The organism is Pseudomonas saxonica, assembly GCF_007858365.1.
GTDB lineage: Bacteria > Pseudomonadota > Gammaproteobacteria > Pseudomonadales > Pseudomonadaceae > Aquipseudomonas > Aquipseudomonas saxonica.
This window is the reverse complement of sequence record NZ_VFIO01000001.1, coordinates 354,550-368,444: the sequence shown is the minus strand read 5'-3', so window position 1 is coordinate 368,444 and position 13,895 is coordinate 354,550. Positions and strand designations below refer to the sequence as shown.

The following is a 13,895-nucleotide window of genomic DNA, read 5'->3' as shown; positions in this document are numbered from 1 at the left end:
TCTTAAATCAATAAAAAACCCCGTGAAGGCCAGGCCTTCACGGGGTTTTTGTACAACCTGTGGAAATTAGCCAAGCAGGCCCAAGGTCGCGCGCTGTACCAGTTCCAGCATCGGCTGTGGGTATACACCCAGCACGAATACCAGTACCGACACGGCCAGCAGCATCACGCCGCCTGCTTTCTGCTCCCAGTTCAGCGGAGCATCGTGGCGATGCAGTTTTGGCTCGACCAGATACAAGGTCACCATCACACGCAGGTAGTAGAACACGCCGATGGCGCTGCCCAGAATCAGCGAGCCGACCAACCACCATTGGTGAGCTTCAACGCCGGTGGCGATGATGTAGAACTTGCCGATGAAGCCGGCGGTCAGCGGGATGCCGGCCAGCGACAGCATCATCACCGTGAGTACGGCGGTCATGTACGGACGACGCCAGAACAGGCCGCGGTATTCGTACAGGGCGTCTGCATCACGGCCTTTGTACGGCGAGGACATCATGGTGATGACACCGAAGGCACCCAGGCTGGTAAGCACGTAGGTGATCAGGTAAACACCGATGGCTTCCATGGCCATGCCTTTGCTCGCGATCAAAGCAATGACCAGGTAGCCAAAGTGAGCAATGGAGGAGTAACCCAGCAGACGCTTAAGGTTGGTTTGGGTCAGGGCCAGCAGGTTACCGAACAGGATCGAGGCAATCGCGATCACGGTCAGTACGTCGCTCATCACGCCGGTAGTCGCGGCAGGCGAAATCTGGAACAAACGCACCATCACCGCAAACACAGCAACTTTGGAGGCGGTCGCCAGAAAGGCAGCCACAGGCGCGGGAGAACCTTCGTACACGTCCGGCGTCCACAGATGGAACGGCACCAGCGACAGTTTGAACGCCAGACCCACCAGCATCATGCCCAGACCCAGCTGTGCAATGGCGCTAGGCGCGCCTGTCGCTGCCAGTGCGTGACCGATGCCGCTGAAGCTCAGGCTGCCCGCTTCGGCGTACAACAGCGCCATACCGAACAACAGGAACGCAGAGCCCGCCGCCGACAGCACCATGTACTTGATGCCAGCTTCCAGGGAGCGCTTGTTGAAGAAGGCATAGGCCACCAGACCGTAAACCGGCACCGAGAGCAGCTCCAGGCCGATAAACAAACCGGCGAGGTGTTGCGCGCTGACCAGAACGATACCGCCCGTAGCGGCCAGCAGGATCAGCAGGTAAAGCTCTTCGCGGTTGCCCGGATACCCAGTGCCGCCTTCACCCAGATAAGCATGGGCAAGGGTGACGCAGGCCAGTGTGGAGACCAAAATCAGCCCGATGTACAGGTAGGCGAAGTTGTCCATCATCAACAGCGGAGTCACCGCTAATGGTGCCACTTTCAACGCCGGGAAGATCGACAGCAGGGCCAGGTTGAGACCCGCCACCGATAGCAGGAAGGTCTGTGAGTGGTTGCGGCGCCACGCGATTGCCAGCATCACCACAACAACAGTGAGGCTGGTAATCAGCAGTGGAGCAAGCGCGATAAAGTGTTGGATCGTAAATTCCATAGCGCTCTTACCGGGCCGAAGCGAGTTGAGTGAAGGCGGTGCCGATCCATTGCTGCACGCCATTCATAGTGGCAGCCGAAGTATCGAGGAACGGTTGTGGGTACACGCCGATGAAAATCAGCAGTACCGCCAGACCGAGCACCATGATCAGTTCACGTGCATCCATGCCGGCCAGTACTGCGTCGGACTTGGACGGGCCAAAGTAGGCACGGTGAATCATGATCAGCGAGTAGACCGAACCAAATACCAGGCCGGTTGTTGCAATCGCCGTGACCCAAGGGAAGCTGGCAAACGAGCCCATCAGAATCAGGAACTCACCCACGAAGTTACCGGTACCCGGCAAGCCCAGTGATGCGGCGGCGAAGAACAGGCTAATGGCTGGCAGGTAAGCAATCTTCGACCACAAGCCGCCCATTTCACGCATGTCACGGGTATGCAAGCGCTCGTACAACTGGCCGCTGAGGATAAACAGCGCGGCAGCCGAAACACCGTGAGCGAGCATCTGGATAACGGCCCCTTGCAAGGCCAGCAGGCTACCGGAGTAGATGCCGATCAGGACGAAGCCCATGTGCGAAACGCTGGAGAACGCGATCAGACGCTTGATATCGGTTTGGGCGAAGGCCAGGAACGCGCCGTAGAAAATCCCGATCAGACCCAGGGTCATGGCAATCGGCGCAAACTCGGCCGAGGCATTCGGGAACAACGGCAGGGCGAAACGCAGCAGACCATAGGCAGCGGTTTTCAACAGGATACCGGCCAGATCGACCGAACCCGCGGTCGGTGCCTGGGCGTGAGCGTCAGGCAACCACGAATGGAAAGGTACGACCGGCAGCTTCACGGCAAAGGCAATGAAGAAGCCGAGCATCAGGATGTACTCGGTAGTGAGCGACATCTTGGTTTTCAGCAACTCGGCATAGCTGAATGTCAGCACGCCGGTGTCATTGAAGTGCACCAGCACCAGACCGAGGATCGCCACCAGCATGATCAGGCCGGATGCCTGAGTGAAGATGAAGAACTTGGTCGCGGCGTAGATACGCGTTTTTTTGCCGTCCGACGAGCTGTGACCCCAGAGCGCGATGAGGAAGTACATCGGCACCAGCATCATTTCCCAGAAGAAGAAGAACATGAACAGGTCGATGGCGAGGAACACGCCAACCACGCCGCCCAGGATCCACATCAGGTTCAGGTGGAAGAAACCCACGTGACGCTGAATTTCTTTCCAGGAACACAAGACCGACAGCACACCCAGCAAGCCGGTGAGCAGGATCATCAGCAGCGACAGGCCGTCCAGCGCCAGGTGCACACTGATGCCAAAGCGCTCAATCCAGACGTGCTTGAACTCAAGTGCCCAGGCCGGATCGGCGCCGGGGTTCGGCGCCAGATGGTAATCCCCGTGCGCCCATAGCCAAAGGCCAAGGGCAAGTTCGAGGGACATGGTCAGCAACGCAATCCAGCGTGGCAGGGTAGGGCCGAAGCGCTCACCCAGCCAGCACAGCAGGCCGCCGATAAAGGGGATCAGGATTAGCCAAGGCAGAATCATGACGGGCTCAATTCCTTTCGCAATGTCGAAGGTTCATATCAGACCGCTACCAGTACGATGGCGCCCATGACCAGTACAGCACCGGCGGCCATGGAAGCAGCGTACCAACGCAGTTGACCGGTTTCGCTGCGGCTCAGGGCGTTATGCCCGGCCTTGGCCACTTTGGGTATCAAACCGATGGTCTGATCCAGAGGGTCTTTACGCAGTACACGGCAGATCAACAGATACGGTTTGACGAACAGTTTGTCGTACAGCCAGTCGAAGCCCCATGCGGCGAACCACCAGGCCGTGAGGAAGCGGCCGATGCCGCTGTTGGCGACGGCGTTCACGAAGCGGCGTTTGCCCAGATACAGCAGGCCTGCCAGCAGGATACCGGCCAGCGCAATGGCACCCGAGGCGATTTCCAGGCTGTGCTGTGCTTCGCCGCCGGCATGGCCCACGCTTTGTGGCAATACGCCCGCCAAGGGTGGTGTGATCATGGCGCCGATAAAGGTCGACAGGACAATCAGCACGCTCAGTGGCAGCCAGTAGGTAACGCCGTGACCCGGGTGCGCTTCAGTCTTGGCTTCACCGTGGAAGGTGATGAAGATCAGGCGGAAGGTGTACAGCGAGGTCATGAACGCGCCGACAAGGCCCGCGTACAACAGTTCGGTGTTGCCGCTGGCGAAGGCTTCCCAAAGAATTTCGTCCTTGGAGTAGAAACCTGCTGTCAGCAATGGCAGGGCAGACAGCGCCGCGCCGCCGACGATAAAGCTGGCGTAGGCCAATGGCAGTTTCTTCCACAGGCCGCCCATCTTGAAGATGTTCTGCTCGTGGTGGCAGGCAACAATCACCGCACCGGAGGCAAGGAACAGCAGGGCCTTGAAGAAGGCGTGGGTCATCAGGTGGAAAATGGCTCCGTCCCATGCACCCACACCCAGCGCCAGGAACATGTAGCCGATCTGGCTCATGGTCGAGTAGGCGAGGATACGTTTGATGTCGGTTTGCACCAGTGCGGCAAAACCGGCCAGTACCAGCGTGACACCGCCGACGATGCCCACCAGGTGCAGCACTTCAGGTGCCAGGGTGAACAGACCGTGGGTACGGGCAATCAGGTAGACACCGGCGGTTACCATGGTTGCGGCGTGAATCAGTGCCGACACCGGGGTAGGGCCTGCCATCGCATCAGCCAGCCAGGTTTGCAGGGGCAGTTGAGCCGATTTACCAACTGCACCGCCCAGTAGCATCAGGGTTGCCAGCACGATCCAGAAATCACCGGCCTGAAACTTCTGCGGCGCCAGCACCAGCAGCTGTTGAATGTTCAGCGTGCCCAGTTGCTGGAACAGGATGAACAGGCCGATGGCCAGAAATACGTCACCGATGCGGGTCACGATAAAGGCTTTCAGTGCTGCGTTACCGTTGTTGCGGTTGCTGTAGTAGAAACCGATCAACAGGTACGAGCACAGGCCTACACCTTCCCAGCCGAAGTACACGAACAACAGGTTATCGGCCAGGATCAGGAACAGCATGCTGGCGATAAACAGGTTGGTGTAGGCGAAGAAGCGCGAGTAGCCGACTTCACCGCGCATGTACCAAGAGGCAAACATGTGGATCAGGAAGCCGACGCCGACCACCACACCGAGCATGGTCACCGACAGGCCATCCAGATGCAGGGCGAAGTTGGCATTGAAGCCGCCTACCGCCATCCATTGCCACAGCACTTGGGTGTACTGGCCGCCTGCTGGCGGTGCCACATTGAATTGCCAGATGACGTACGCGGCCACAATAGCCGACAGGCCAATGGAGCCGACGCCGATCAGGGCCGAGAGGTTTTCGCTGAAGCGTCCACGGGAGAACGACAGCAACAAAAAGCCGATCAGGGGGAATACGAAAGTCAGAAAGAGTAGGTTCATCCGCGCATCTCACTGGCAGCATCGATATCAAGCGTGTGGAAGCGGCGATACAGCTGCAACAGGATCGCCAGGCCAATACTGGCCTCGGCGGCTGCCAGGGTGATCACCAGAATGAACATGACCTGTCCATCCGGCTGCGCCCAGCGTGCACCGGCCACAATGAACGCCAGCGCTGCAGCGTTCATCATGATTTCCAGGCTCATCAACACGAAGAGAATATTACGGCGAACCATCAGTCCAACCAGACCGAGGCAGAACAGGATGCCGGCAACCGCCAGACCGTGTTCGAGTGGTATTGCTGGCATGTTATTGCTCCTTCGCCTCGTTACGGCCCAAATGGAACGCCGTCACCGCTGCGGCAAGCAACAGCATCGAGGCGAGTTCGACCACCAGCAGATACGGGCCGAACAGGCTGATGCCCACGGCTTTTGCATCAATGGTGGTTTGACCGATTGCCACGCCGCTCTGTTGTGCGAAAAGCACGTACAGCAGTTCGGCCAGCAGAATCGCAGACAAAATACTCGGCCCGATCCAGATGCCGGGCTTGAGCCAGTGGCGTTCTTGCGTCACCGAGGCCGGGCCTTGGTTGAGCATCATCACCACGAACACAAACAGCACCATGATGGCGCCAGCGTAAGCGATCACTTCGAGCACACCGGCAAAGGGTGCGCCGAGGCTGAAGAAGGTCATCGCCACGGCAATCAGCGAAATAATCAGGTAGAGCAGGGCATGCACAGGGTTGGTGTTGGTGATCACGCGTAGCGTGGACACGACAGCGACACCCGATGCGAAATAGAAAGCGAATTCCATCGTTCTTCCTTAAGGCAGCAAGCTCTTCACGTTGATCGGCTCGGCTTCATTCTGGGCAGCGCCTTTCGGCTTGCCTTCAACGGCCATACCTGCAACACGATAGAAGTTGTAATCAGGGTTCTTACCGGGGCCGGAGATCAGCAGATCTTCTTTCTCGTACACCAGGTCCTGACGTTTGAACTCGGCCATTTCGAAATCCGGTGTCAGCTGGATTGCGGTGGTCGGGCAGGCTTCCTCACACAGACCGCAAAAAATGCAGCGTGAGAAGTTGATGCGGAAAAACTCCGGGTACCAACGGCCATCTTCAGTTTCGGCTTTTTGCAGCGAGATGCAGCCTACCGGGCAGGCCACGGCGCACAGGTTGCAAGCTACACAACGCTCTTCGCCGTCAGGGTCGCGGGTCAGGACAATCCGGCCACGGTAACGCGGTGGCAGGTAGACCGGCTCTTCCGGGTATTGCAACGTGTCACGCTTGCGGAAGGAGTGGCTAAACACCATCACCAAGCTGCGAAGCTGGGTGTAGGTGCCATGCACGATGTCAAACAAGTACTTGAACATGGGTCTCTATCCTCACTGAACCGCGCCGGCAGGCGTGTTCAACAACACGATTGCGGCGGTCACCAGCAAATTGATCAGGGTCAGCGGCAGGCAGAACTTCCAGCTGAAGTCCATCACTTGGTCATACCGAGGGCGCGGAATGGAGGCGCGCAACAGGATAAAGATCATGATGAAAAACGCGGTCTTCAGGGCGAACCAGATAAACGGAATCTGTGGCAGCAGCCCGAAAGGACCGTGCCAACCACCGAAGAACAAAGTCACCAGCAACGCCGAGATCAACACGATCCCGATGTACTCACCGACGAAGAACATGCCCCATTTCATGCCGGCGTATTCAATGTGGTAACCATCGGCCAGTTCCTGCTCGGCTTCAGGCTGGTCGAAGGGGTGACGGTGAGTCACGGCCACGCCGGCGATGAAGAAGGTCAGGAAACCGAAGATCTGCGGAATGATGAACCACAGGTTCTGTGCCTGGTATTCAACGATGTCGCGCATGTTGAACGAGCCAACCTGTACCACGATGCCCATCAGCGACAGGCCCATGAATACTTCATAGGACACGGTCTGCGCCGAGGCGCGCAAGGCGCCCAGCAGGGCAAACTTGTTGTTGCTCGACCAGCCGGCGAAGAGCACCGCGTAGACCGACAGACCGGCCATGGCGAAGAAGAACAGGATGCCGATGTTCAGATCCGCAACGCCCCAGGTCGGGGTGATCGGGATAATCGCAAAGGAGATCAGCAAGGCGCTCATGGCCACCACGGGTGCCAAGGTGAAGATCACCTTGTCGGCAAACGGCGGTGTCCAGTCTTCCTTGAAGAACATCTTGATCATGTCAGCGGCAATCTGGAACGCGCCAAACGGGCCGACGCGGTTCGGACCGTAACGGTCTTGCCACAAGGCCAGCAGGCGACGCTCTACCCAGCTGAGCAGTGCGCCGCAGACCACCACGGCGAGCAGAATCACCACGGCTTGCACCACCGAGATAATCACGTCGATCACTTCAGGCGTGAACCAGGTCATTGGGCTGCCTCCTGCAAACCGTCAACGGTAAGGCCAAAGATCGCTGGTGGAATGCCCGGCAAACCAGCGGGCAATGCCACCAAACCTGCACCCAGCTCTTCATTGATACGCAGCGGCAGACGCAGGGTCACACCGGCAACGTTCAAACTGAGCAGTGCGCCATCATTGACGCCCAAGCGGTCGGCTTCGGACTTGGCCAGCGCAATATAGGCCGCTGGAATACGTTCTTGTACCGGCGCGGCTTTCGAGGAGTTCTCTTCGCTGCCCAGCAGGTGGTAGAACGGAACGACTTGCCAGGTGCCACGGGCCGGGTTGAAGGCGCCCGGAATGTTGGCAAACCAGTTCAGCGAATCACCTTTGCTTTCGATCAGGCGAATGCCCGGATCGCCCGCGCGGATGTGCCCACCGACTTCGTCCTGGAACTTGTTCCACGCTTGTGGCGAGTTCCAGCCCGGCGACCAGGCGAACGGCACTTGTTGACGTGGTTCGACGGAGCCCGAGTAGCCTTCCATCGAGAACGCGAACGCGGTGTCCGGGTCTTGTGGGGTACGCGGTTCGTGCACGCTGATATTGGCGCGCATGGCCGTACGGCCACTGTAACGCAGTGGTTCGCGAGCCAGTTTCAAGCCTTTGATGCGGAATGCCGCCGACGGTGCTGCATCAATGATGCCCGCCAGTTCCGGTGTGCTTGCCGCTGTTTGTTGCGTGACGTGATCGAGCAGGGTCCAGTCAACCGGCTTGTTCAGCAGGGTGCTGCGCAAGGCGTGCAACCAGCGCCAGCCTTCGTGGATCAGGATGCTCGAATCCAGGTAGCGAGGTTCAAACACCTGGAAGAAGCGCTGGGCGCGGCCTTCCTGGCTGACCAGCGTACCGTCGCCTTCGGCGAAGCTTGCGGCCGGCAGCACCAGATCGGCACGGTCGGTGGTTGCAGTTTTCTGATGATCGGCAACGATCACCACTTTGGCGGCATCCAGTGCAGCATTGACCTTGACTGCATCAACCCGGGTAAACAGATCGTTTTCCAGTACCACGATGGCGTCGGCGTTGCCGTCAATCACTGCTTGCAGGGCAGCGTCTACCGATTCGCCGCCGAGCATGGCCAGACCCAAGCTGTTAGCTTCCGGCACGACCAGGCTGATAGAGCCGGCTTTCTCACGCAGGTGCAGCGCCTTGGCGATATTGCCTGCGGCTTCGATCAGGGCTTTGGAGCCCAGTGAAGTACCGGCAATGATCAATGGGCGTTTGGCGGCGAGCAGGGCGTCAGCGATGCGTTTGGCCAGCTCCAGGGCTTCAGCGTCCAGACCGGCTACGGCAGGCGCGCTGGCGTCGATGGCGTGGGCCACAGCGAAACCGATGCGGGCCAGATCGTCTGGTGCGGCGTGGACGCATTCTTCGGCAACGTCGTCGAGCTTGGTTTCAGCCAGGCTGGCGATAAACAGTGGGTTCAGCGCGTGCTGGCCAATGTTTTTCACCGCGGCGTCAAGCCAAGGCTGAACGCGCATGGCGTCGGCCATTTCTTCGGCTTTGCCCTTGACCGATTGACGCAGCGACAGCGCCATACGGGCGGCGGTCTGAGTCAGGTCTTCACCCAGTACGAAGATGGCGTCGTGATCTTCGATCTCGCGCATGTTCGGCACGGGCAGCGGGCTGTCTTTGAGCACTTGCAGCACCAGGCGGATGCGCTCCAGCTCACCGGCTTCAATGCCCGAGTAGAAGTGTTCGGCGCCGACCAGCTCGCGCAACGCGTAGTTGCTTTCAAGGCTGGCACGGGGCGAACCGATACCGACAATATTGCGACCGCGCAATAGATCGGCGGCTTTATCCAGTGCGGCGTCGACGCTTAATTTCTTGCCGTCGGCCAACAATGGCTGACGTGGGCGGTCGGTACGGTTGACGTAGCCATAACCAAAGCGGCCGCGGTCACACAGGAAGTACTGGTTAACCGAACCGTTAAAGCGGTTTTCGATGCGACGCAGCTCACCGTAACGCTCACCGGGGCTGATGTTGCAGCCGCTGGAGCAGCCGTGGCAGATGCTCGGTGCAAACTGCATGTCCCACTTGCGGTTGTAACGCTCGGAGTGGGTTTTGTCGGTGAACACGCCGGTCGGGCACACTTCGGTGAGGTTGCCCGAGAATTCGCTTTCGAGCACGCCGTCTTCAACGCGACCGAAGTACACGTTGTCATGGGCACCGAATACGCCCAGGTCAGTACCACCCGCGTAGTCTTTATAGAAACGCACACAGCGATAGCAGGCAATGCAGCGGTTCATTTCGTGGGAAATGAACGGGCCGAGTTCCTGGTTCTGGTGAGTACGCTTGGTGAAGCGATAACGGCGCTCGTTGTGACCGGTCATCACGGTCATGTCTTGCAGGTGGCAGTGACCGCCTTCTTCGCACACAGGGCAGTCGTGCGGGTGGTTGGTCATCAGCCACTCGACGACGCTGGCGCGAAAGACTTTCGCTTCTTCGTCTTCGATGGAGATCCAGCTACCGTCGGTGGCCGGGGTCATGCACGACATGACGATACGACCACGGGTGTCGTTTTCGTCGGTGTACTGCTTGACTGCACATTGGCGGCACGCGCCAACGCTGCCCAAGGCAGGGTGCCAGCAGAAATACGGAATATCGAGGCCTAGCGACAGACACGCCTGTAACAGGTTGTCTGCCCCATCGACTTCGAGCTCTTTGCCGTCTACGTGGATAGTGGCCATGGTTCAAAGTTCTTCGTTGGCCCGGTGTCAGCGGGCGTGGCTAATGGAATCTTGTTATGCGTTCGAAGCAACCCAGCCTTACGGCGTTATCGAACGATCAGAGGGCGGCACGGACCACCCTCATTCAGAGCGTTATGCACCGATAACAATCGGGCGTGCCAGAGGTGGAACGCCCGGTTTTGCTTGCGCAATACCGGCTTCGAACTCTGGACGGAAGTATTTGATCGCGCTGCCCAACGGCTCAACGGCACCCGGTGCGTGAGCACAGAACGTCTTGCCCGGGCCGAGGAAACCGACCAGACCCAGCAGGGTCTCGATGTCACCAGGCTGACCTTCACCGTTTTCAATGGCCATCAGCAGCTTGACGCTCCACGGCAATCCATCACGGCAAGGGGTGCAGAAACCGCACGATTCACGGGCGAAGAACTGTTCCATGTTGCGCAGCAACGACACCATATTGACGCTGTCGTCGACGGCCATCGCCAAGCCTGTCCCCATACGGGTTCCGACCTTGGCGATACCTCCGGCGTACATTTGCGCGTCCAGGTGCTCTGGCAGCAGGAAACCTGTACCGGCACCGCCAGGCTGCCAGCATTTAAGCTTGAAGCCGTCGCGCATACCGCCAGCGTAGTCTTCGAACAGCTCGCGAGCGGTCACGCCGAAAGGCAGTTCCCACAGGCCAGGGTTCTTCACTTTGCCGGAGAAGCCCATCAGCTTGGTGCCGTGGTCTTCGCTGCCTTCGCGGGCCAGGGATTTGTACCAGTCAACGCCGTTGCCAATGATGGCCGGGACGTTGCACAGGGTTTCAACGTTGTTCACGCAGGTCGGTTTGCCCCATACGCCCACAGCGGCCGGAAACGGCGGCTTGGAGCGCGGGTTGGCGCGACGGCCTTCGAGGGAGTTGATCAGTGCGGTTTCTTCACCGCAGATGTAACGCCCGGCACCGGTGTGCACGAACAGTTCGAAGTCAAAGCCCGAGCCCAGAATGTTCTTGCCCAGCAGGCCGGCGGCCTTGGCTTCTTCCACGGCGCGGCGCAGGTGCACTGCGGCAGTGGTGTATTCGCCACGCAGGAAGATATAACCGCGGTAGGTTTTCAGTGCGCGGGCACTGATCAACATGCCTTCGATCAGCAGATGGGGCAGTTGCTCCATCAGCATCCGGTCTTTCCAGGTGTTGGGTTCCATTTCATCGGCGTTACACAGCAGGTAACGGATGTTCATGGACTCGTCTTTAGGCATCAGGCCCCACTTCACGCCCGTGGGGAAGCCTGCACCGCCGCGACCTTTGAGGCCCGCGTCTTTCACGGTCTGGACGATGTCGTCCTGAGCCATGTCGGCGAACGCCTTGCGCGCAGCGGCGTAGCCGTCTTTTGCCTGATATTCGTCAAGCCATACCGGCTCGCCGTCATCACGCAGACGCCAGGTCAGCGGGTGAGTTTCAGCCGAACGCTTGATCAGGTTGGCTGGGCCGAAGGAAGTCAGGGTCATGGGTAGCCCTCCAGCAACGTAGCGACGCCAGCAGGCTGCACGTCACCGAATGTGTCGTCGTCGATCATCAACGCCGGCGCTTTGTCGCAGTTGCCCAGGCAGCACACCGGCAGCAGCGTGAAGCGGCCGTCGGCAGTGGTTTGACCGAGGCCGATGCCCAGTTTGTTCTGGATCTCGCCAACCACCGATTCGTGGCCGCCGATGTAGCAGACCATGCTGTCGCACACACGGATGATGTGACGGCCAACCGGCTGACGGAAGATCTGGCTGTAGAACGTAGCCACGCCTTCGACGTCGCTGGCAGGAATGCCCAGCAACTCGCCGATGGCGTAGACGGCACCGTCCGGTACCCAGCCGCGTTCCTTCTGAACGATCTTCAGGGCTTCGATCGACGCCGCGCGCGGGTCTTCGTAGTGATGCATCTCGTGCTCGATGGCCGAGCGCTCGGTTTCGCTCAGGGCGAAACGGTCTGTCTGGATAAGCGTGCTGTTCATGCTTAGCGGTCCACGTCGGCCATAACGAAATCGATACTACCCAGGTACGCAATCAAGTCCGCGACCATTTCACCTTTGATCACCGAAGGGATCTGTTGCAGGTGCGGGAAGCTTGGGGTGCGAATCCGGGTGCGGTAGCTCATGGTGCCGCCATCGCTCGTCAGGTAATAACTGTTGATGCCCTTGGTCGCCTCGATCATCTGGAAGGATTCGTTGGCCGGCATCACCGGGCCCCACGAAACTTGCAGGAAGTGCGTAATCAAGGTCTCGATATGTTGCAGCGTGCGCTCTTTAGGCGGCGGCGTGGTCAGCGGGTGATCCGCCTTGTACGGACCTGCCGGCATGTTGCGCATGCACTGCTCGATGATCTTCAGGCTCTGGCGCATTTCTTCTACACGCACGATGCAGCGGTCGTAGGCATCGCCATTGGCGGCCAGTGGCACTTCAAACTCGAAGTTCTCATAGCCGGAATACGGGCGAGCTTTACGCAGGTCGAAGTCACAACCGGTCGAACGCAGGCCAGCACCGGTGACGCCCCATTCCAGGGCTTCTTTGGTGTTGTACTGAGCGACGCCGATGGTACGACCGCGCAGAATGCTGTTGTCCAAAGCGGCTTTCTGGTATTCGTCCAGACGCTTGGGCATCCAGTCGATGAATTCTTTGACCAGGCGTTCCCAGCCGTTCGGCAGATCGTGGGCAACGCCGCCGATGCGATACCAGGCCGGGTGCAGACGGAAACCGGTAATGGCTTCGATCACTTTGTAAGCGCGCTGACGGTCGGTGAACGTGAAGAACACCGGGGTCATGGCGCCCACGTCCTGGATATAAGTCCCCAGGAACAGCAGGTGGCTGGTGATACGGAAGAACTCGGCCATCATGATGCGGATGGTGTCGACCCGATCCGGCACCTTGATGCCTGCCAGTTTTTCGACCGAAAGCACATAGGGCAGGTTGTTCATCACGCCGCCGAGGTAATCAATACGATCGGTGTACGGGATGAAGCTGTGCCAGGACTGGCGTTCAGCCATTTTTTCGGCACCACGGTGGTGGTAACCGATGTCCGGCACGCAGTCGACGATTTCTTCGCCATCGAGCTGCAGGATGATACGGAAGGCACCGTGAGCCGAAGGGTGGTTCGGGCCCAGGTTGAGGAACATGTAGTCCTCGTTATCACCGGAGCGTTTCATGCCCCAGTCTTCGGGCTTGAAGCGTGCGGCTTCTTCTTCCAGCTGGATCTTGGCCAGGCTCAGGCTGTACGGATCGAACTCAGTGGCGCGTGCCGGGAAGTCCTTGCGCAGCGGGTGACCTTCCCAGGTCGGCGGCATCATGATGCGCGACAGGTGCGGGTGACCTTTGAAGTCGATACCGAACATGTCCCACACTTCACGCTCGTACCAGTTGGCGTTTGGCCAGATACCGGTCACGGTCGGCAGGCTCAGATCGCCTTCAGACAGCGCCACCTTGATCATTACGTCGCTGTTACGTTCCAGCGACATCAGGTGGTAGAAGACGGTGAAGTCTGCGCCCGATGGCAAGCCCTGACGCTTGGTGCGCAAACGCTCGTCCACACCGTGCAAGTCATAGAGCATGACGTAGGGTTTTGGCAGGTTGCGCAGGAAGGTCAGCACTTCGACCAGTTTGGCGCGGGCAACCCAAAGCACCGGCATGCCGGTGCGCGTGGCCTGAGCGGTGAATGCTTCAGGGCCAAAACGGTTATTCAATTCAACGACCACATCTTGGTCGTCAGCCTTGTAAGGCGGGATGTACAGAGCGGAGCCTGTAGTCATGGTTTTTTTATCGCTTTCGTTCAACGTAAAGAATGAAGCCAGTGATTCGTTCTATTGCT

At 59.0% G+C, this 13,895-nt stretch carries 11 protein-coding genes; all 11 read right to left on the bottom strand.

The genetic code is table 11. The features are described 5' to 3' along the window. Positions 1-66 precede the first annotated feature (66 nt). On the bottom strand, positions 67-1,536 hold the full coding sequence (gene nuoN, locus FJD38_RS01850; protein WP_146383765.1) for an NADH-quinone oxidoreductase subunit NuoN: 1,470 nt from the start codon (positions 1,534-1,536) through the stop codon (positions 67-69). A gap of 7 nt (positions 1,537-1,543) precedes the next feature. Next, complete coding sequence (nuoM, locus tag FJD38_RS01845; protein ID WP_122784553.1) at positions 1,544-3,076, bottom strand: NADH-quinone oxidoreductase subunit M; 1,533 nt, start codon at positions 3,074-3,076, stop codon at positions 1,544-1,546. 38 nt (positions 3,077-3,114) lie between these two features. Further along, positions 3,115-4,968, bottom strand: coding sequence for an NADH-quinone oxidoreductase subunit L (nuoL, locus tag FJD38_RS01840; protein WP_146383764.1), 1,854 nt, complete (start codon positions 4,966-4,968; stop codon positions 3,115-3,117). Next, on the bottom strand, positions 4,965-5,273 hold the full coding sequence (nuoK, locus tag FJD38_RS01835) for an NADH-quinone oxidoreductase subunit NuoK (RefSeq protein WP_122784555.1): 309 nt from the start codon (positions 5,271-5,273) through the stop codon (positions 4,965-4,967). The genes nuoL and nuoK overlap by 4 nt, the downstream gene beginning before the upstream one ends. A 1-nt stretch (position 5,274) precedes the next feature. Next, entirely contained in the window at positions 5,275-5,778 is a 504-nt protein-coding gene (gene nuoJ / locus FJD38_RS01830) for an NADH-quinone oxidoreductase subunit J (RefSeq protein WP_122784556.1), read from the bottom strand. Between the two features lie 9 nt (positions 5,779-5,787). Then, positions 5,788-6,336: an NADH-quinone oxidoreductase subunit NuoI gene (gene nuoI, locus FJD38_RS01825; protein ID WP_122784557.1), complete on the bottom strand. Its 549-nt coding sequence runs from the start codon at positions 6,334-6,336 to the stop codon at positions 5,788-5,790. 12 nt (positions 6,337-6,348) lie between these two features. Further along, on the bottom strand, positions 6,349-7,356 hold the full coding sequence (gene nuoH / locus FJD38_RS01820) for an NADH-quinone oxidoreductase subunit NuoH (protein ID WP_122784558.1): 1,008 nt from the start codon (positions 7,354-7,356) through the stop codon (positions 6,349-6,351). After that, positions 7,353-10,067, bottom strand: a complete 2,715-nt coding sequence (gene nuoG, locus FJD38_RS01815; RefSeq protein WP_146383763.1) for an NADH-quinone oxidoreductase subunit NuoG — start codon at positions 10,065-10,067, stop codon at positions 7,353-7,355. The genes nuoH and nuoG overlap by 4 nt, the downstream gene beginning before the upstream one ends. 132 nt (positions 10,068-10,199) lie before the next feature. After that, on the bottom strand, positions 10,200-11,555 hold the full coding sequence (gene nuoF, locus FJD38_RS01810; protein WP_122784560.1) for an NADH-quinone oxidoreductase subunit NuoF: 1,356 nt from the start codon (positions 11,553-11,555) through the stop codon (positions 10,200-10,202). Beyond that, the gene (gene nuoE / locus FJD38_RS01805) at positions 11,552-12,049 is read right to left on the bottom strand and encodes an NADH-quinone oxidoreductase subunit NuoE (protein WP_019412098.1); all 498 of its coding nucleotides are present in this window, start codon (positions 12,047-12,049) and stop codon (positions 11,552-11,554) included. Before nuoE ends, nuoF begins: the two co-directional genes overlap by 4 nt. A gap of 2 nt (positions 12,050-12,051) precedes the next feature. Next, complete coding sequence (gene nuoC, locus FJD38_RS01800) at positions 12,052-13,836, bottom strand: NADH-quinone oxidoreductase subunit C/D (RefSeq protein WP_122784575.1); 1,785 nt, start codon at positions 13,834-13,836, stop codon at positions 12,052-12,054. Positions 13,837-13,895: the final 59 nt, after the last annotated feature.

Bases quoted from the DNA above. Each gene is read 5' to 3' on its own strand.
- nuoG (WP_146383763.1), bottom strand. From the start codon at position 10,067: ATGGCCACTATCCACGTAGACGGCAAAGAGCTCGAAGTCGATGGGGCA.
- nuoK (WP_122784555.1), bottom strand. From the start codon at position 5,273: ATGCCAGCAATACCACTCGAACACGGTCTGGCGGTTGCCGGCATCCTG.
- nuoJ (WP_122784556.1), bottom strand. From the start codon at position 5,778: ATGGAATTCGCTTTCTATTTCGCATCGGGTGTCGCTGTCGTGTCCACG.
- nuoL (WP_146383764.1), bottom strand. From the start codon at position 4,968: ATGAACCTACTCTTTCTGACTTTCGTATTCCCCCTGATCGGCTTTTTG.
- nuoH (WP_122784558.1), bottom strand. From the start codon at position 7,356: ATGACCTGGTTCACGCCTGAAGTGATCGACGTGATTATCTCGGTGGTG.
- nuoM (WP_122784553.1), bottom strand. From the start codon at position 3,076: ATGATTCTGCCTTGGCTAATCCTGATCCCCTTTATCGGCGGCCTGCTG.
- nuoI (WP_122784557.1), bottom strand. From the start codon at position 6,336: ATGTTCAAGTACTTGTTTGACATCGTGCATGGCACCTACACCCAGCTT.
- nuoN (WP_146383765.1), bottom strand. From the start codon at position 1,536: ATGGAATTTACGATCCAACACTTTATCGCGCTTGCTCCACTGCTGATT.
- nuoC (WP_122784575.1), bottom strand. From the start codon at position 13,836: ATGACTACAGGCTCCGCTCTGTACATCCCGCCTTACAAGGCTGACGAC.
- nuoF (WP_122784560.1), bottom strand. From the start codon at position 11,555: ATGACCCTGACTTCCTTCGGCCCAGCCAACCTGATCAAGCGTTCGGCT.
- nuoE (WP_019412098.1), bottom strand. From the start codon at position 12,049: ATGAACAGCACGCTTATCCAGACAGACCGTTTCGCCCTGAGCGAAACC.